Annotated in this window: 14 protein-coding genes and 1 riboswitch; of the genes, 7 read left to right on the top strand and 7 right to left on the bottom strand. The window is 72.2% G+C overall.

Annotation, left to right across the window (positions count from 1 at the left end; all coding sequences use genetic code 11):
• Nucleotides 1-19 precede the first annotated feature (19 nt).
• From nagA (ACFVU2_RS16255) to purU, 3 genes are read right to left on the bottom strand one after another with little or no spacing between them, the layout of a single operon-like run.
• Nucleotides 20-1,174: an N-acetylglucosamine-6-phosphate deacetylase gene (nagA, locus tag ACFVU2_RS16255; protein ID WP_387876340.1), complete on the bottom strand. Its 1,155-nt coding sequence runs from the start codon at nt 1,172-1,174 to the stop codon at nt 20-22.
• Nucleotides 1,171-1,533: a YrdB family protein gene (locus ACFVU2_RS16260; RefSeq protein WP_387876343.1), complete on the bottom strand. Its 363-nt coding sequence runs from the start codon at nt 1,531-1,533 to the stop codon at nt 1,171-1,173. The genes nagA (ACFVU2_RS16255) and ACFVU2_RS16260 overlap by 4 nt, the downstream gene beginning before the upstream one ends.
• A 22-nt stretch (nt 1,534-1,555) precedes the next feature.
• The gene (purU, locus tag ACFVU2_RS16265) at nt 1,556-2,431 is read right to left on the bottom strand and encodes a formyltetrahydrofolate deformylase (protein ID WP_387876345.1); all 876 of its coding nucleotides are present in this window, start codon (nt 2,429-2,431) and stop codon (nt 1,556-1,558) included.
• 100 nt (nt 2,432-2,531) lie between these two features.
• Between purU and ACFVU2_RS16270 the strand changes: the two genes are divergently transcribed.
• From ACFVU2_RS16270 to ACFVU2_RS16280, 3 genes are all read left to right on the top strand, one after another.
• Nucleotides 2,532-4,016: a purine-cytosine permease family protein gene (locus tag ACFVU2_RS16270; RefSeq protein ID WP_387876348.1), complete on the top strand. Its 1,485-nt coding sequence runs from the start codon at nt 2,532-2,534 to the stop codon at nt 4,014-4,016.
• A complete protein-coding gene (locus ACFVU2_RS16275; RefSeq protein ID WP_387876350.1) occupies nt 4,013-4,561 on the top strand; it encodes a cysteine hydrolase family protein in 549 nt (182 codons plus the stop codon). The genes ACFVU2_RS16270 and ACFVU2_RS16275 overlap by 4 nt, the downstream gene beginning before the upstream one ends.
• Nucleotides 4,562-4,708: 147 nt before the next feature.
• Nucleotides 4,709-5,926, top strand: a complete 1,218-nt coding sequence (locus ACFVU2_RS16280; protein ID WP_387876353.1) for an MFS transporter — start codon at nt 4,709-4,711, stop codon at nt 5,924-5,926.
• On the opposite strand, the gene ACFVU2_RS16285 is transcribed toward ACFVU2_RS16280, so the two are convergent.
• The 3 genes from ACFVU2_RS16285 to ACFVU2_RS16295 form a co-directional block, all read right to left on the bottom strand.
• On the bottom strand, nt 5,904-8,087 hold the full coding sequence (locus ACFVU2_RS16285) for a sigma-70 family RNA polymerase sigma factor (protein WP_387876355.1): 2,184 nt from the start codon (nt 8,085-8,087) through the stop codon (nt 5,904-5,906). The two genes, ACFVU2_RS16280 and ACFVU2_RS16285, sit on opposite strands and share 23 nt — an antisense overlap.
• 277 nt (nt 8,088-8,364) lie before the next feature.
• On the bottom strand, nt 8,365-9,525 hold the full coding sequence (nagA, locus tag ACFVU2_RS16290; RefSeq protein ID WP_387876357.1) for an N-acetylglucosamine-6-phosphate deacetylase: 1,161 nt from the start codon (nt 9,523-9,525) through the stop codon (nt 8,365-8,367).
• A 31-nt stretch (nt 9,526-9,556) separates the two neighbouring features.
• Nucleotides 9,557-10,528, bottom strand: a complete 972-nt coding sequence (locus ACFVU2_RS16295) for an ROK family protein (RefSeq protein WP_387876359.1) — start codon at nt 10,526-10,528, stop codon at nt 9,557-9,559.
• Between the two features lie 61 nt (nt 10,529-10,589).
• Between ACFVU2_RS16295 and ACFVU2_RS16300 the strand changes: the two genes are divergently transcribed.
• Complete coding sequence (locus ACFVU2_RS16300; protein ID WP_387876362.1) at nt 10,590-11,831, top strand: hypothetical protein; 1,242 nt, start codon at nt 10,590-10,592, stop codon at nt 11,829-11,831.
• A 22-nt stretch (nt 11,832-11,853) separates the two neighbouring features.
• Here ACFVU2_RS16300 and ACFVU2_RS16305 read toward each other — a convergent pair whose 3' ends face one another.
• Entirely contained in the window at nt 11,854-13,365 is a 1,512-nt protein-coding gene (locus ACFVU2_RS16305) for a family 20 glycosylhydrolase (RefSeq protein ID WP_387876364.1), read from the bottom strand.
• 135 nt (nt 13,366-13,500) lie between these two features.
• A riboswitch (ZMP/ZTP riboswitch) is annotated at nt 13,501-13,599 on the top strand.
• 34 nt (nt 13,600-13,633) lie between these two features.
• Between ACFVU2_RS16305 and glyA the strand changes: the two genes are divergently transcribed.
• The 3 genes from glyA (at nt 13,634) to ACFVU2_RS16320 (ending at nt 16,456) form a co-directional block, all read left to right on the top strand.
• Nucleotides 13,634-14,974, top strand: coding sequence for a serine hydroxymethyltransferase (gene glyA / locus ACFVU2_RS16310; protein WP_387876366.1), 1,341 nt, complete (start codon nt 13,634-13,636; stop codon nt 14,972-14,974).
• A gap of 100 nt (nt 14,975-15,074) precedes the next feature.
• Nucleotides 15,075-15,956 carry a bifunctional methylenetetrahydrofolate dehydrogenase/methenyltetrahydrofolate cyclohydrolase gene (locus ACFVU2_RS16315; protein ID WP_387876369.1) on the top strand — a complete coding sequence of 294 codons (882 nt, stop codon included), beginning with the start codon at nt 15,075-15,077 and terminating at the stop codon, nt 15,954-15,956.
• On the top strand, nt 15,953-16,456 hold the full coding sequence (locus ACFVU2_RS16320) for a YbaK/EbsC family protein (RefSeq protein ID WP_387876371.1): 504 nt from the start codon (nt 15,953-15,955) through the stop codon (nt 16,454-16,456). The genes ACFVU2_RS16315 and ACFVU2_RS16320 overlap by 4 nt, the downstream gene beginning before the upstream one ends.
• Nucleotide 16,457 lies beyond the last annotated feature (1 nt).

Here is a 16,457-nt window from a genome sequence, read left to right on the forward strand (position 1 = left end):
GAGGCCTCGTCCCGACCGGTCAGCTCAGGAGGCGGCCGTCGGCGACGACGGTGCGCACGTGCCATTCGTGGTCGAGTACGACCGCGTCCGCGGCGTATCCGGGGCGCAGGCGCCCGAGGCGGTGGTCCTCGCCGAGGACCTTCGCGGGCGTGTGCGTGAGCGCGGTGACCGCGTGCACGGGGTCGAGGCCCACCTGGGCGACGGCGATGCGAAGCGCGGCGTCCTGCGTCAGGGTCGAGCCGGCGATGGTCGACGTGCCCGACAGCACGGCGAGCCCGTCCCGGACGGTCACGTTCAGACCGCCGAGGCGGTAGTCGCCGTCGGAGGCTCCCGCTGCGGCCATCGCGTCGGTCACCAGCGCGACGCGTCCCGGGGCGGTGGTGAACAGCAGACGGGCGACGGACGGATGCACGTGGAGGCCGTCGAGGATGAGCTCCAGGGTCACCTCGGGGTTGTCGATGGCCGCCATCACCGGACCCGGGGCGCGGTGGTGGATGCCGTTCATGGCATTGAACGCATGCGTGAGCAGGCGCGCGCCGACCTCGAACGCACGCGCCGCCTGGTCGTAGTCGGCGGCGGTGTGGCCGACGCCGACCACGACGCCCGCCTCGATCAGCACGCCGATCGACTCGAGGGCGTTCGGAAGCTCCGGGGCGATGGTGGCCGTGCGGAGCGTCCCCCGCGCGGCACCGATGAGCTCCTCCACGGCCGCAGGCCCCGGCTCGCGCAGGAACGCGGCGTCGTGCGCGCCCCGACGCTCCACGGCGAGGAACGGGCCCTCGAGATGCGAGCCGAGCACGAGAGGGTCCGCGTGCGCGAGATCGGCGACGATCGACAGGCTCTCGCGCAGCGAGGCCAGCGGGTTCGCGACATGCGAGACGAGGGAGCGCGTCGTGCCGTGCGCGCGATGCGTCGCGAGCGCGGCCAGCATCTCCTCCGGCCCGTCGTCGTACGGGTGCCCGCCGCCGCCGTGGCAGTGCAGGTCGATGAAGCCGGGGGTCAGCCAGTGCCCGCCTGCGTCGATCGCCGTCGCGCCCGGCGCCCGGGCCGCCTCGTGCCACCCGGTGCCGGAGCCGGTCGCGACGATCGTGCCGCCCTCGGCGACCAGCCAGAACTCGTCGACCAGCCCGTCCGCATCGATCTTGCGGGCGTCGTGGACGACGAGCGTGCTCACGAGAACTCGCGTCGTCCGTTGATCACGCCGCTGACGGTCGCGATCACGGCGAAGACGATGGCCACGACCGGCTGACCGAGATCCCACCAGGCGAACGCCGCCGCACCCATCACGAGCACCTCGACCAGGGCCTTCACGAAGGCGTCGACGTGCAGGACGGCCTTGGGGGAGCGGAAGAGCGCCCAGAGCAGGATGGCGACGGCCGGCGTCGCGATGCCGAACACGATGTTCCACGGCAGCGGCCAGGCGAGGAACCCCCAGATGCCGAGCGTGACGACGGCGAACAGCTCGAGGACGAACCGGAGGATGTCGTTGGGTCCGATCCGGAGGGCGGCCTGCTGGTCTTGCACGGGAGTCACCGCGCCATTCTACCGACCGGCGTCAGCGGAAGATGATGGTCCGGGCGCCGTCGAGCAGCACGCGGTCCTCGGCGAACCATTTGACCGCCTGGGTGAGCGTGCGGCTCTCCTCGTCCTGACCGATCGCGACGAGCTGCTGGACGGTCTGGGCGTGGTCGACGCGCACGACGTTCTGCTCGATGATCGGCCCTTCGTCGAGGTCGCTGGTCACGAAGTGCGCGGTCGCACCGATGAGCTTGACCCCGCGCGCGTGCGCCTGCCGGTAGGGGTTGGCGCCCTTGAAGCCGGGAAGGAAGGAATGGTGGATGTTGATGGCGCGACCGCTGAGCGCCTCGCACAGTCCGGGCGAGAGGATCTGCATGTAGCGGGCCAGGACGACGAGTTCGATGTCGTGCTCCTCGACGGCGGCGAGCACGCGCTCCTCGAACGCCGCCTTCGACGCCGCATCGGTCACCGGCTGCGATTCGAACGGGACGCCGTAGAAGCCCGCGAGGTCGCGCAGTGTGCCGTGATTGGAGAGGACGAGCGGGATCTCGACGGGGAGCTGCCCCGCGCGCTGCCGGAAGAGGAGGTCGTTGAGGCAGTGCGCGGCCGTCGAGGCGAGCACGAGGGTGCGCAAGGGGCGGCCGACGTAGTCGACGCGGTGGGTCATCCCGAACCGCTCGACGACGGGCGCGAGGGCGCTCTCGAACTCGTCACGGCTCGCGCCCGACTCCACCTGGAGCCGCATGAAGAAGCGGCCGGTGTCGAGGCTCGCGAACTGCTGGCTCTCGGTGATGTTGCCCCGGGCGGACACGATCGCCCCGCTGACGGCGTGCACGATCCCCGGTCGGTCGGCGCAGCTGAAGGTCAGCACCCAGTGGTTGGCCTGGCCGGGGGTCTCGGGGGTCGCGGTCATCGGCTCAGGATATCGTCCTGCGGGAGCGCCGTCGTCCGCCGGGCGTCCGCGACGCCCCGGGAGTGTTGACGGGCCGCGGCGCGTGCACTTGGATCGGTGCATGACCAGCACCGGCGAGGACGCGCCCGAGACGGCGCCCGCCTCCCCTCCCGCACCCGCTTCGACGTTCGGCGTCGAGCTCAACGGGCTGAACACGATCGACGAGAGCGAGCGGAAAGGGCGCGCGAGCGGTCTCTTCTGGCCGTGGTTCGGAGCGAACGTCTCCGTCTTCGGACTCAGCTACGGCTCGTTCCTGCTGGGCTTCGCCATCTCGTTCTGGCAGGCGACCCTCGTCGGGGTGGTGGGGATCATCGCCTCCTTCCTGCTCTGCGGCGTGATCGCGCTCGCCGGGAAACGCGGCTCGGCGCCCACGATGGTCCTCAGCCGGGCCGTCTTCGGAGTGCGCGGCAACCGCGTCCCCTCGCTGCTCTCCTGGCTGCTCACCGTCGGCTGGGAGACCGTGCTCACGGCGCTGGCGGTGCTCGCGACGGCGACCGTGTTCGAGCGGCTCGGCTGGGAGGGCGGCGTCGCTACGAAGATCGTGGCGCTCATCGTGGTCGTCGCCCTCGTCGTCGTGGGCGGCGTGATCGGGTTCCACCTGATCATGCGCATGCAGATGGTCATCACGATCGTCACGGGAGTGCTGACGCTCTTCTACATCGCGCTTGTGCTCGGGCACATCGACCTCCGCGCGGTCGGCGCGCTCCCCGCCGGCGATGTGCCGCACGTGGTCGGCGGCTTCGTCTTCATGCTGACGGGGTTCGGCCTCGGCTGGGTGAACGCGGCGGCGGACTACTCGCGGTACCTGCCCCGCTCCACGCGCAGCGGCGGGGTCGTGGGATGGACCACGTTCGGCTCGTCGTTGGCCCCGGTGATCCTGCTGGTCTTCGGGATCCTGCTGGCCGGCTCGTCGCCGTCGCTGTCCGAGAAGATCGCAGCGGACCCGATCGGCGCGCTCGCGTCGCTCCTGCCCACGTGGTTCCTGGTGCCGTTCGTGATCGTGGCCGTGCTGGGCCTGGTGGGCGGGGCGGTGCTCGACATCTACTCCTCCGGTCTCGCGCTCCTGAGCGTCGGGGTGCGCGTCCCCCGGTACGTCGCGGCCGGGATCGACGGGGTGATCATGACGGCGGGTGCGATCTACGTCGTGTTCTTCGCCGGCGACTTCCTGGTGCCGTTCCAGGGCTTCCTGATCACGCTCGGCGTCCCGATCGCCGCCTGGTGCGGCATCTTCGTCGCCGACATCGCGCTGCGCCGCCGGGACTACACGGAGGCCGACCTCTACGATCCGCGCGGCCAGTACGGCTCCGTCCGCTGGCTGCCGATCGCGCTCATCGTCGTGGGCACCGGCGTCGGGTGGGGCCTCGTGACGAACAGCGCGGCCCCCTGGCTGGGCTGGCAGGGCTATCTGCTCGGTCCCCTCGGCCTCGGCGGGACGCAGGGCGACTGGGCGTTCGCCAACCTCGGGGTCCTGGTCGCGCTGGTCGTCGGGTTCGCCGGCACGGCGCTCTTCTCCCGCCGGTCGATCCGGGCGCAGGAGGAGAGGTGACGGCTCCCGTGCTGGTCGCGATCGACCTGCAGCAGGTGTTCGCGGATCCGGCGAGCGGCTGGTGCGCGCCGCGGTTCGCCGATGCGGAGACGGGTGTCGCGAGGTTGCTGCAGGCCTTCGGCGAGCGTGCGGTCTTCACCCGGTTCACGGCGCCCGCGCGGCCGGACGGCGCCTGGGTCCGCTACTACGAGGAGTGGCCGTTCGCCCTCGTGCCGCCGGACGACGCGCTCTACGACCTCGTGCCCGCCTTCCGGGACACCGGTCATCGGGTGGTCACCGAGACGACGTTCGGCAAATGGGGGCCGGGGCTCCGGGAGGCGATCGGCGACGCCGACGAGATCGTGCTCGCCGGCGTCTCCACCGACTGCTGCGTGCTCTCGACGGCCCTGCCGGCCGCCGATGCGGGCATCCGGGTGCGGGTGGCGTCCGACGCCTGCGCCGGGGCATCCGACACGGACCACCGCCGTGCCCTCGACGCCATGGCCCTCTACGCGCCGCTCATCGAGATCGAGACCACCGAGGCGATCCTCGCCTCGCTCCGGTAGACTCGTCCGCGGTCGGCGGTTCCCGCGCGGCCCTGGGCGCGCACATCAGCGCGTAGTCGACCCGCTCGTCCTCCAGCGAGGATCGCCCTCATCGCCGCTCGACCGGCCGGACTGGGCGGGGAACGCCGTTCGTTGGACAGCACCGTCATGACTGCCTCTTCAACGTCGCCTCTGGCAACCGTTCCGAAGTTCCCCTGGGTGGGCCTCCTGGCCCTCGCCGCCGCCGTGTTCCTCTCGGTCACGAGCGAGATGATCCCGACCGGGCTCCTGCCCGACATGAGCGCCTCCCTCGGCGTGAGCGAGGCGCAGATCGGCCTCCTCGTCACCGTCTTCGCCTTCACCGTCGTCGTCACCAGCACCCCGCTCACCGCGCTCACCAAGCGCTGGCCGCGGCACGGGATGATCGTCGGCGTGCTCGTGGTGCTCGGGCTCTCGAACCTGCTCACCGCTTTCTCGCCCGACTACGCCTGGGTGGTCGCGTCCCGCATCCTCGGCGGCATCGCCCACGGCATGTTCTGGTCGATCGTCGGCGCGTACGCGGGCCATCTCGTTCCCAAGGAGCAGATCGGCCGCGCCGTCTCGATCACCCTCGGCGGCGGGACGCTCGCGTTCGTGTTCGGCGTGCCCCTCGGCACCTTCGCCGGGCACGTCTTCGGCTGGCGTCTCTCGTTCGGGATCCTCGCGGGGCTGATGTTCGTCGGCGCCCTGCTGGTCTGGCGGCTGCTGCCCTCCGTCGAGCGCGACGAGGACACCGGCGGACGCCGGGACCGCAGCGTCCCCCGCCCCCGGGACCGCACGATCTCGGCGGTGATCATGGTGTGCCTCATCGCCGCTGTGACGATGATCGGGCACTACTCGTTCTACACGTTCGTCGTGCCCTTCCTCACCGGGCCCATGGGCGTCGCCGCGGGGGATGTGGGCGCGCTGCTCTTCATCTACGGGATCGCGGGAGCGGTCGGCCTGGTGCTGGCGGGATCGGTCCTCGGCCCGCGACCGCAGTTCGGCCTCCTGCTCGCCCTCGTCGTGACCGGGGCGGCGGTGGCGGGTCTCGCGGCCTTCGCCGGGCAGCCGGTGCTCGCGATGATCGCCTTCGTGCTGTGGGGGCTGGCCTTCGGAGCCCTGCCGCCGCTGCTGCAGACCCGACTGCTGCACACGTCGTCCGCGGCCTTCCGCGACACGGCCAGCGCCCTGTACACGACCTCGTTCAACATCGGGATCGGCGGCGGCGCCCTGCTCGGCTCGCTGGTGTTCGACGCCGGCGGGCTGATGCTGCTGCCGGTGCTCTACATCGTGCTGCTGGCGGTCTCGCTCGTGCTCGTGCTGATCGTCGGGCGGATGTCCGTCACAGCAGACCCGGCAGCGTGACGGGGGCGTCCATCACGATCCCGTGACGGGCGCCGAAGTCGTAGCCGAAGCCGAGGCGGTGCACTCCGGGCGCACCGGTCCAGAGGTACGTCTGCGCGGCGGTGCCGTCCGCCGCCGTGTCCAGCCACTGGTCCGTCGTCTGACCGTCCATGTAGAGGAGAAGGCGTGAGCCGGGCCGGCCGTACGCGGTCATCGCGATGGTCATGACCGACGACGTGGCGGTCACGGAGGGCGCCAGGACGGTTCCCGATACGGCGGCGGACGGTTCCGAGACGTTGCCCAGTGCGTCCGTCTGGCGGGCGCTGAGTGCGAACGAACGCCCGGCGGACACCAGTTCGGAAGTGGTCCACGATCCGTCGGCGGCGGCCGTGACGGTCGTCAGCAGCCGGTCGCCGTCGGAGACGTCGACCGAAGCACCCGGCTCCGCCGTGCCGGAGGTGATGGGTGCCGCGTAGCCCGCGATCTCTCCGGATCCGGTGTCGACGGTGTCGATGACAGGGGGGAGTGCGGTGCGGTCGACGAGCAGCGTGCGCGTGACCGGGTCCGACGTCCCGTCCGCCGTGGTCTGCGCGAACGACACCGCCCAGCTCCCATCGGCGAGTGCGGCCAGGTCGAGCGCCAGACCCCACGAGCCGGTCCGGTCCACCGTCGCGGCTCCGAGCGAGACCGTCACGGCAGGGGATGCCAGGCGGCCCGAGGTGCCGGACGGGGCCGCCGTCACGGCGAGGGAGGCGCCGGGGGCTCCGGTGCCCGAGGCGTCCAGCGCCAGGGCGTTGGTGGTGAAGCCGTCGGCGGGGAAGGCGCCCGAGAGGACGGGGGCCTGCGGCCGTGGTGCGGTCGGCGTCGTGGGGTCGGTCGGCGTGATGGGCTCGGTCGGCGTCGTGGGCTCGGTCGGCGTCGTGGGTGCGTCCGCTCGCGGTGCCGTGGGGGCTGTCGCGTTCGGGGTGGCCGGTGGCGCGTCCGATGCCGGCGGAGACGGGGGAACGGGCGGTGCGGCAGCAGGCGGTGCGGCGGGCGCGGACGGAGCCGCCGGCGTGGCCGCCCCCGGCGCGAGCGGCGTCGACGGGTCGGCGACGGCGGCGCTGGTCGGAGCCGGAGTGGGCGCGAACAGTGCGGGGCCGAGGACGAAGGCGGCGGCGACCGCGGCGGCCACGAGCACTCCGCCGACCGCGATGGAGACGACGGTGGCGGCACTCGCGCCCGCGCCGCCCGCCGATCCGCCACCCGCCGATCCGCCGGAAGCCGCGCCGGAACCTGCGGAGCCGGCAGCGCCCGATCCCGCTGCACCCGTTGCTCCCACGACCGTCGTTCCCGCACCGCTCGTCGCGGCCGCCGGCATCGCCGCGCCCGCGGCGCCCAACGCGTAGGGAACCGTGTGCGCGCCATCCTGCATCCACGCGGTGTAGGCGGTGGCGCCGCCCACCCCGGCGACGAGGGGGAGGAGCACCAGGGCGATCCGCGACCCGACGTCCTTCGCCTCGGCGGCGACGATGGTGCAGCGTGCGCAGTCGAGCAGGTGCGCCTCGACCTTCGCGGTCTCGCGTTTGCCGAGTCCGTTGCGCGCGTACGAGCCCAGCCGCTCGGTGGTCCACCGGCAGTCGGAGCCCTCCGGCACCGCGGCCAGATGTGCCTGGATCCACGCCTGACGCAGACCTTCGCGCGCGCGATAGGCGAGCGCGGCGACAGCGTTCGCCGACATCCCGAGCAAGGGTGCGACGTCGGCCGGCTTCATCCGCTCGACCTCGCAGTACCAGAGCACCTCCTGCCAGCGCGTGGGAAGGCTGCGGAAGGCGTTCGCCGTGAGGGAGCGGTCCAGAGCCTCGAGCCCGGCGGCCTCGCTCGACGCCGGATCCTCCAGCGCGTCGGCATCGTCGATGGGGGACTCCCGCGAGCGGCGGCCCCACGAGGCCGCAACGCTGCGCACCGTGGTGAAGAGGTAGGCGCGGAACCCGGAGGTCGGGCCGTGGCCGTTCGCGATCGCCTGGTAGATCTTGGCGTAGGCCTCGGCCACCAGGTCGTCGGCGTCGAGGTCGCTGTGCGCCCGAGCGACGGTCAGGCCGGCGCGGGCGTGCCGCCGCCAGAGCTCGGCGAAGGCGTCCCGGTCGCCCGCGCGCGTCGCCTCGACGAGGTCGATGTCGGAGAGGGCGGAGGCGTCGGACATCCCATGATTCTCTCGTATGCCGCCCGCAAAACCGCTGTGGAGGCGCCCTCCGCGAGGACGTCGAAAAAATTCCGGCGAACCCGCGTCATGGAATCGGGGAGACGCGGTCTCTCAAGACGTGGCCGCCGCACAGGGGGCGTACCGCCACGCCCGTGCCGGACCCGAACCGGCACGACACGAGGACGACCGACGACCCGAACGCCGATCGACCTCGTCGAGGGGATCCTCGAGGGCCGGATCCGTACCCACGGATCCGGCCCCGGGACACCGGCTGAGCTCAGCGCTCGACGGGCACGCCCTCCGCGAAGACCTGCAGGATGCGGAGGTCGTCGTCGAGCAGGACCGCGTCCGCGGCGTATCCCGGCGCGAGCCGACCCAGATCGTGGCCGCGACCCACGGCCGCCGCCGGACTCTCGGTGAGCGCCCGCACGGCGTCCTCCACGGTGACGCCGACGTCCTGGACCGCGCGGCGGAGAGCGTCGTCGAGGGTCAGCGTGGAGCCGGCGATCGACCCTCCCTCGGCGAGGCGGGCCACGCCGTCGCGCACCTGGACGGCGAGCGAGCCGAGCAGGTAGTCGCCGTCGTCGGCACCCGCCGCGGCCATCGCATCGGTGATCAGCGCGATGCGTCCCGGAGCCGCGGCGAACAGCATGCGGACGACCTCGGGATGCACATGCACCCCGTCGTTGATGACTTCCAGCGTCACCCCGGGGGTCCTGGTCGCGGCCGCGACCGGGCCGGGAGCGCGATGGTGCACGCCGTCCATCCCGTTGTACGCGTGGGTGAGGATGCTCGCCCCGGCCGCGAACGCCTCCATCGTCTGGGCGTAGTCGGCGGCCGTGTGACCGACGGCGACCGCGACTCCGGCGTCGCTGAACGCGCGCACCGCGTCCATCCCGCCCGGCAGCTCCGGAGCGAGGGTGATCTGCCGCAGCGTTCCCGCGGCGGCCTCCAGCAGCAGGTCGATGTCATCGCGCGTCGCCGGGCGCAGCAGGCCCGGTTCGTGCGCACCCTTGTGCCCGACGTCGAGGAACGGGCCCTCGAGGTGCGAGCCGAGCACCCGGGCGTCCGTGCGGGTGAGCGCAGCGATCTCCCGGACGCTCGCGGCGAGCCGCCCGACCGGAGCCGTGACCAGCGAGACGACCGCGCGGGTCGTGCCGTGCCGCAGATGCAGGTCGAGTGCGCGGCGGATGCTCTCGGCACCGTCGTCGAAGCTGGCGGTGGCGCCGCCGTGGCCGTGGATGTCGACGAAGCCCGGCGTGAGCCACGCGCCGTCGGCGTCGGTGATCGGCACCTGATCGCTGCCGGCGACCCCGGCACGCCAGTCCTCGCCGGTCCCGGTCGCGGCGATCGTTCCGCCCTCGAACCGGACCCAGGCGTTGTGGGCGACGCGGCCGTCGCTGACGAGACGGGCCGAATGGATCACATGCGCGGTCATCCCATCGACGATACCGTCGTCCGCCCTCTCGTCAGGCCACGGGCTGCGGCACCGCCGCGTCGAGCAGATCCCGCGCACGGAGAGCCGCGCCGATGACCCCCGCGTTCTCTCCGATGCTGGCCGGCAGGAGCGCGGGGCGGCGCTGGAAGGTGAGGATGCCCTCGAGGCGTTCCGCGAGCGGGACGAACAGCGCGTCGCCCGCCTGGGAGAGTCCGCCGCCGATCACGACGGCCTCGGGCGACAGCAGCGCCACCGTGTGCGAGATGTCGAGCGCGAGGGCGTCGAGGGCGCTCTCCCACACGGCGACGGCAGCGGGGTCTCTCGCCTCCGCGCGCTCGAGCACCTCGCGCGCTCCGGGCACCGTCGCGCCGGTGGACGCGTTGTACCGGCGCGCGATGGACGCGGCGGAGGCCACCGCCTCCAGGCAGCCGAGGCCGCCGCAGGCACAGAGCGGGCCGTCCGCCACGCGGGAGTGGCCCATCTCGCCGACCAGGCCGCCGCCGACGAGGAGCCGGCCGTCCAGGAAGACGGCACCGGCGATCCCCGTGCCGATCGCCATGAACACGACGTCCCGGTACGGGGCGGCCGCGCCCAGCCGCTTCTCCGCCTGCCCGGCGCCGCGCACATCGTGGCTGAACGACACCGGCACCCCGAGCGCTGCCGCTGCACGGTCGCGGAAGGGGTACTCGCGCCAGCCGAGGTTCTCGGCGAAGACCCCCACGCCGCGCTCGTCGTCCACATGCCCGGGCACCAGGAGCCCGAGCGCCGCCGGGGAGGTCCCCGGGTGGGCCGTGCGGAATCCGTCGGCGATCGCGACGACCGCGTCGACGACCGCGTCCGCCGTGCGGTCGCCTGCGTGCGGGGTCGGCCGGCGCACGATCTCGACGATCCGGCCCTCCGCATCGATCAGGGCGGCCTTCATGTCCGTGCCGCCGACGTCGACGGCGAGCACCGGCGCTCCGGGGCCCAGCGGAGCGGAGGAGGGGTCGGTGAGTAGGTTCACATGTACAGGATCCCATCCCTCGGACCCGGACAGGATCACCCGGAGTAGGATCCGGCTGAGCATGTCAGCGGGAATCACGACCACAGCGCCCACGCCGGGAGCCGGGACGCGCGTACGCGGAGACCGGGTGCGGCTGGCCGGCCGCGACCTCCCGTGGTGGGGCGCGACCCTGATCGTCTACGCCTCCTCGCGGATCCTCACGACGGTCTTCATGCTGTCCCTCTACGTCGCGGCCACGGTCGGGCACTGGTCGTTCGCCAGCTCCCGGCACGATCCGACCTTCTTCACCTTCTCGTCGTCGTGGGACGGCTCGTTCTACCAGCGGATCGCCACCGGCGGGTATCCCACGACGCTTCCGGTCGACGGCGGCGGAGACGTGCAGCAGAACCCGTGGGCCTTCCTGCCGCTCTACCCGGTCGTCGTCCGCGGGCTGATGGCGGTGACCGGCCTCCCGTTCGCTCCGGCCGGCGTCGCCGTCGCGACGCTGTTCGGTGCCGCAGCGGCTCTCGTCCTGTTCCGCATCGTGCACGCCAGGGGCGGCACGGTCTCCGCGTTGTGGGCCACGGTCTTCTTCTGCTTCGGCCCGCTCTCGTTCGTGCTGCAGATCACCTACGCCGAGAGCATGTTCTTCTTCCTGATGTTCGCGGCGCTCCTCGCGATGATCCGGCGGCGCTACTGGCTGGTGATCCCCTTCACCGTCGCCGCGGCGTTCGCGAAACCGGGCGCGCTGGCGATCCCGCTCGCCCTGGCGGTCGTCTTCGTCGTCCGCCTGATCCAGAACAGGAGGGGCACGGACGTCTTCGGCCTCCGCGAGCGCATCGCCGTCCTCGCCGCCGGAGCGATCACCGCCGTGGCCGGGCTGGCCTGGCCGCTCGTCGCCTCGCAGGCGACCGGGACGCCCGACGCCTACGTCTCGACCGAGCTCTCCTGGTGGACCGGATTCGTGGGGCACGTGTCGTTCGTGCCGCTGACGCCCTGGTTCCTCTTCACCTGGAAGTACGCCGGCGTCGCCGGGGTCCTCCTGGTGGTCGCCGCCATCGCCGGGTTCGTCTGGCTGCTGCGGCGTCCCGGCGTGCGCGCACTGGGCACGGAGGTCGTGGCGTACTCGGCGAGCTACGGGCTCTACCTCGTCGCCGTCTTCCTGCCGCAGCAGAGCCTGTTCCGGCTCCTGCTGCCGCTCGCGCCGCTCGGAGGCGCCCGCGGGCTCACCCACAGCCCGCGCGCCCGGACCATCGTGTTCGCCGTGGGGGTCGCGTTGCAGCCGGTCGCGCTGATCCTGCTGTGGTTCCTCGGCTACCCGTGAGCGGCGCCCTCGGACGGGCGCGTCAGCGTGAGGCGTTCTCCGGCCAGGGGACCTCGGCCGTCCGGCGGTAGACGGTCCCGGAGGCGTCCCAGTGCTCCGCCAGCGCCGCGAGACGGCCGGCGAACTCCGGGAAGTCGCGTACGGCCTCCACCGGCTCGGTGTCGGCGGGCGCGGGCGACCACCCGATCTCCGCGATCGCCGCGAGCCGGGGGAACACCATCTCCTCGGCCTCCTCGATCGTCGTCACCGTCTCCGTCCAGAGCGGGGCCTCGACGCCGAGGATGTGCGCGTCGCCGAGCCCGGGGACGATGCGGGCCGGGTCCCAGGACAGGGCGTCCACGACGGTCGTGGGGCCGTCCGCCCAGTCCTGGCCGATCGGCTCGCCCTTCTCGTACACGATGTCGAGATACGTGACATCGGCAGGGGACAGGATGGCCGCGCCGCCCTGGCGCACGAAGGAGAGGATGTCCTCCGCCGCGGTGCCGCGCGGTCGGCGGAAGTCCCAGTACTGCCCGACGGAGCCCTCCGGAAGCGTGTCGCACGCACCCATCTCGTGCCAGCCGACGGGGATCTTGCCCGCATCGGCGACCAGGCGCGCCGCGTGCGCGATGAAGGCCAGGAAGTCCTCGCGCGATGTGCTGAGGCATTCGTCCCCGCCGATGTGCAGGAACGGCCCGGGCGTCAGCGCGGCGACCTCGCCGATGACGTCCGCGAGGAAGCGCTCCGTCGTCGCGTGCCCGGTGAGAAGGGTGCTGAACCCGACAGTCGTTCCCGTGTACAGGGCCGGCGCGACGCCACCGGGATTCAGCTCGGGATACGACGCGAGCGCTGCGTTGGTGTGCCCCGGCATGTCGATCTCGGGGACGATGGTGATGTGCCGTTCGGCCGCGTACGCGACGATGCCGCGGTACTCGTCCTGCGTGTAGAAGCCGCCGGCGCCGCCTCCCGCCGCGGTCGAGCCGCCGATGCCCGTCAGCTCCGGCCACGAGGCGATCTCGATGCGCCAGCCCTGGTCGTCGGTGAGGTGCAGGTGCAGGTGGTTGATCTTCAGCAGCGCGATCGCGTCGATGAACCGCTCGACGTCGCGCACGGGGAAGAAGTGGCGGGCGACATCCAGCATCGCCCCGCGGTAGGAGTACCGGGGGTGGTCGCGCACCCGCACGGCCTCGATGGTCAGCGGATCGTCGGAGCAGGAGGCCGGGACCAGCTGGCGGAGCGTCTGGACGCCGCGGAAGGCGCCGGCGGCGGTGGCGGCGCCGATGCGCACGCCCTCGGGAGCCACATCGAGCGAGTAGCCCTCCGCGTGATGCCCGTCCGGCCCTTCGTGGTCCGCGACGACGATGGCGATGTCGCCGTACTCCGGCGGTTCGATGACGACGACGAGCTCGCGGTGGCAGTCGCTGCGCAAGGCGTCGCGGAGGAGCGCGGCGACGCCTTCCGCCCCGGCGCCGGCGACGCTGATCCGGGCGGTCGGCCCGAGGATGAAGGGCGCATCGGTCGTGCTCTCGAGCTCGACAGGGCGGGGTACGACCACGGAGGCTCCTAACGCGGCTGGGGACTGCTCGGGCGGCGGCCGCATCCGTCCACCCCGCCGGGCGGCCATCAGCGAGTATCGCAGCCCTCCTAACTAATGGGCAAGGGCACGCCCCTCAGTCGCCTTTGCTATGCTTGCCCACGTCGCGACTGGCGCTCAGATGGTCACCATCGGGGAGCGACGACGGTACCTCGAAAGCATGGGTGGATTCGGCCGCGCGCCTGGGTCGATACGTACGAATGTCCATCCCTGTCCGAAGGAGACCGTTGTGACCGACACCCTGCCCTCGACCGCCTTTCCCTCTACGTTTGGCGCACCGCTCGCGGAGGTCGACCCCGAGATCGCCGAAGTGCTGCAGCTCGAGCTGGGCCGCCAGCGCGACTACCTCGAGATGATCGCCTCCGAGAACTTCGTGCCGCGCGCGGTGCTGGAGTCCGTCGGCTCCGTCCTCACGAACAAGTACGCCGAGGGATACCCGGGCCGTCGCTACTACGGCGGCTGCGAGTACGTGGACATCGCGGAGCAGCTGGCGATCGACCGGGCGAAGAGCCTGTTCGGCGCTGAGTACGCCAACGTCCAGCCGCACTCCGGTGCCTCCGCCAACGCGGCCGTCCTCTCCGCGATCGCGACCCCGGGCGACACCATCCTGGGTCTCGAGCTCGCCCACGGCGGTCACCTCACCCACGGCATGAAGCTCAACTTCTCGGGCAAGCTCTACAACGCCGTCTCGTACGGCGTCGACCCCGAGACCTTCCTCGTCGACATGAACGTCGTCCGCGACAAGGCGCTCGAGCACAAGCCGCAGGTCATCATCGCCGGCTGGTCTGCCTATCCCCGCCACCTCGACTTCGCCGCCTTCCGCGCCATCGCGGACGAGGTCGGCGCCAAGCTCTGGGTCGACATGGCCCACTTCGCCGGGCTCGTCGCCGCAGGCCTCCACCCGTCGCCGGTCCCGTTCGCCGACGTGGTCAGCTCGACGGTGCACAAGACCATCGGCGGTCCGCGCTCCGGCTTCATCGTGAGCCGCGACACCGAGCTCGCCAAGAAGCTCAACTCCAACGTGTTCCCCGGCCAGCAGGGCGGCCCGCTCATGCACGTGATCGCCGCCAAGGCGACCGCGTTCAAGCTCGCCGCGACCGACGAGTTCAAGGACCGCCAGGCCCGCACCATCCGCGGAGCCCAGATCCTCGCCTCGCGCCTGACCGCCGACGACTCGCGTGCTGCGGGCGTGGACGTGCTCACCGGCGGCACCGACGTGCACCTGGTGCTCGCCGACCTCCGCAACTCGGAGCTCGACGGCCAGCAGGCGGAGGACGTGCTGCACGCGGCCGGCATCACGGTCAACCGCAACGCCGTGCCGTTCGACCCGCGCCCGCCGATGGTGACCTCCGGTCTGCGCATCGGCACCCCGGCGCTCGCGACCCGCGGCTTCGGCGACACCGAGTTCGTCGAGGTGGCCGACATCATCGCTGCGGCGCTCGTGCCCGGAGCCGACACCGCAGCCCTGCGCACCCGCGTCGACGCGCTGACGGCGGCCTTCCCGCTCTACCCGGGCCTCACGCCGTCCGGCCAGGACGCCTTCCCGGTCGAGCTGCCCTCCTCCATCTGACCCCTCCCCGCACCATCGAGTCCGGACTTGTGCACGCGACACGCCGTCGGCGGGCGTGCATAAGTCCGGAGGCGATGGCTTCATCACGTAAGGAGCGCAGATGAGCGCACAGATTCTGGATGGCAAGGCGACGGCCGCGTCGATCAAGAAGGAACTGACCGAGCGTGTGGCACGCCTGCGCGAGCAGGGCGTCGTCCCGGGTCTCGGCACCATCCTGGTCGGCGACGACCCCGGATCGCAGTGGTACGTCGCCGGCAAGCACCGCGACTGCGCAGAGGTGGGCATCGCCTCCATCCGCCGGGACCTCCCGGCCGACATCTCGCAGGCCGAGCTGGAGGCCGTGATCGAGGAGCTGAACGCCGACCCCGACTGCACCGGGTTCATCGTCCAGCTGCCGCTGCCGCCGCACCTCGACACCGACGCCATCCTGGAGCTCGTCGACCCCGCAAAGGACGCCGACGGTCTGCACCCGACGAATCTCGGCCGTCTGGTGCTCAACGTCAGCCGGCCCATCACCACGCCGCTGCCCTGCACGCCGCGCGGCGTGATCGAACTGATGGAGCGGCACGGCATCGAGCTGAACGGCAAGCACGTCGTGGTCGTCGGCCGCGGGGTCACCGTCGGTCGGCCGATCGGCTCGCTGCTGACGCGTCGCGAGTACAACGCGACGGTGACGCTGACGCACACCGGCACCGTCGATCTCGACGAGCACCTGAAGCGGGCCGACGTGATCGTCGCCGCAGCCGGCGTCGCCGGGCTCGTGTCCGCCGACAATGTGAAGCCCGGTGCGATCGTGCTCGACGTCGGCGTGAGCCGTGTCGAGGACCCGATCACCGGCAAGAGCGTCGTCGCGGGCGATGTCGCGGCCGATGTCGCGGAGGTCGCGGCCTGGGTCTCCCCCAACCCGGGTGGAGTCGGCCCGATGACCCGCGCGCTGCTCCTGCAGAACGTCGTCGAGTCCGCGGAGCGGGCTCTGGCATGAGCGACGAGCGCGCCGACCGCACCCATCCCGCCGTGGAGCGGGTCGAGGCGGCGCTGCTCGCCGCCGGCGTGGAGCCGCGGGTCCGCTGGTTCGAGGCGGCGACGCCGACGGCCGTCTCCGCCGCAGCGGAGCTGGGCATCGAGGTGGGCGCCATCGCCAACTCGCTGGTCTTCACCATCGACGGCGAGCCACTGCTCGTCATGACCTCCGGTGCACACCGCGTCGACACCGCCTACCTCGGGGAGCGGCTGGGCGGGCGCATCCGCCGTGCCGATGCCGAAACGGTGAAGGCGGCGACGGGTCAGACCATCGGCGGCGTCGCGCCGGTCGGTCACCCCGCCCCGCTGCGCACGGTGGTGGATGTGTCGCTGGCGGGCTACCCGGAGGTCTGGGCGGCTGCCGGGCACCCGCACACGGTGTTCCCGACCACCTTCGCCGAGCTGGTGCTCCTGACCGGCGGAGAGCCCGCGAACGTCGAGCCCGGCGCCGTCGAGAGCTGAC

This window comes from Leifsonia sp. NPDC058194, assembly GCF_042883605.1.
GTDB lineage: Bacteria > Actinomycetota > Actinomycetes > Actinomycetales > Microbacteriaceae > Leifsonia.

Coding starts and splice junctions, on each gene's coding strand:
- ACFVU2_RS16315 (WP_387876369.1), top strand. CDS start 15,075: ATGAGCGCACAGATTCTGGATGGCAAGGCGACGGCCGCGTCGATCAAG.
- ACFVU2_RS16280 (WP_387876353.1), top strand. CDS start 4,709: ATGACTGCCTCTTCAACGTCGCCTCTGGCAACCGTTCCGAAGTTCCCC.
- ACFVU2_RS16300 (WP_387876362.1), top strand. CDS start 10,590: ATGTCAGCGGGAATCACGACCACAGCGCCCACGCCGGGAGCCGGGACG.
- purU (WP_387876345.1), bottom strand. CDS start 2,431: ATGACCGCGACCCCCGAGACCCCCGGCCAGGCCAACCACTGGGTGCTG.
- ACFVU2_RS16320 (WP_387876371.1), top strand. CDS start 15,953: ATGAGCGACGAGCGCGCCGACCGCACCCATCCCGCCGTGGAGCGGGTC.
- nagA (WP_387876357.1), bottom strand. CDS start 9,525: ATGACCGCGCATGTGATCCATTCGGCCCGTCTCGTCAGCGACGGCCGC.
- ACFVU2_RS16270 (WP_387876348.1), top strand. CDS start 2,532: ATGACCAGCACCGGCGAGGACGCGCCCGAGACGGCGCCCGCCTCCCCT.
- ACFVU2_RS16285 (WP_387876355.1), bottom strand. CDS start 8,087: ATGTCCGACGCCTCCGCCCTCTCCGACATCGACCTCGTCGAGGCGACG.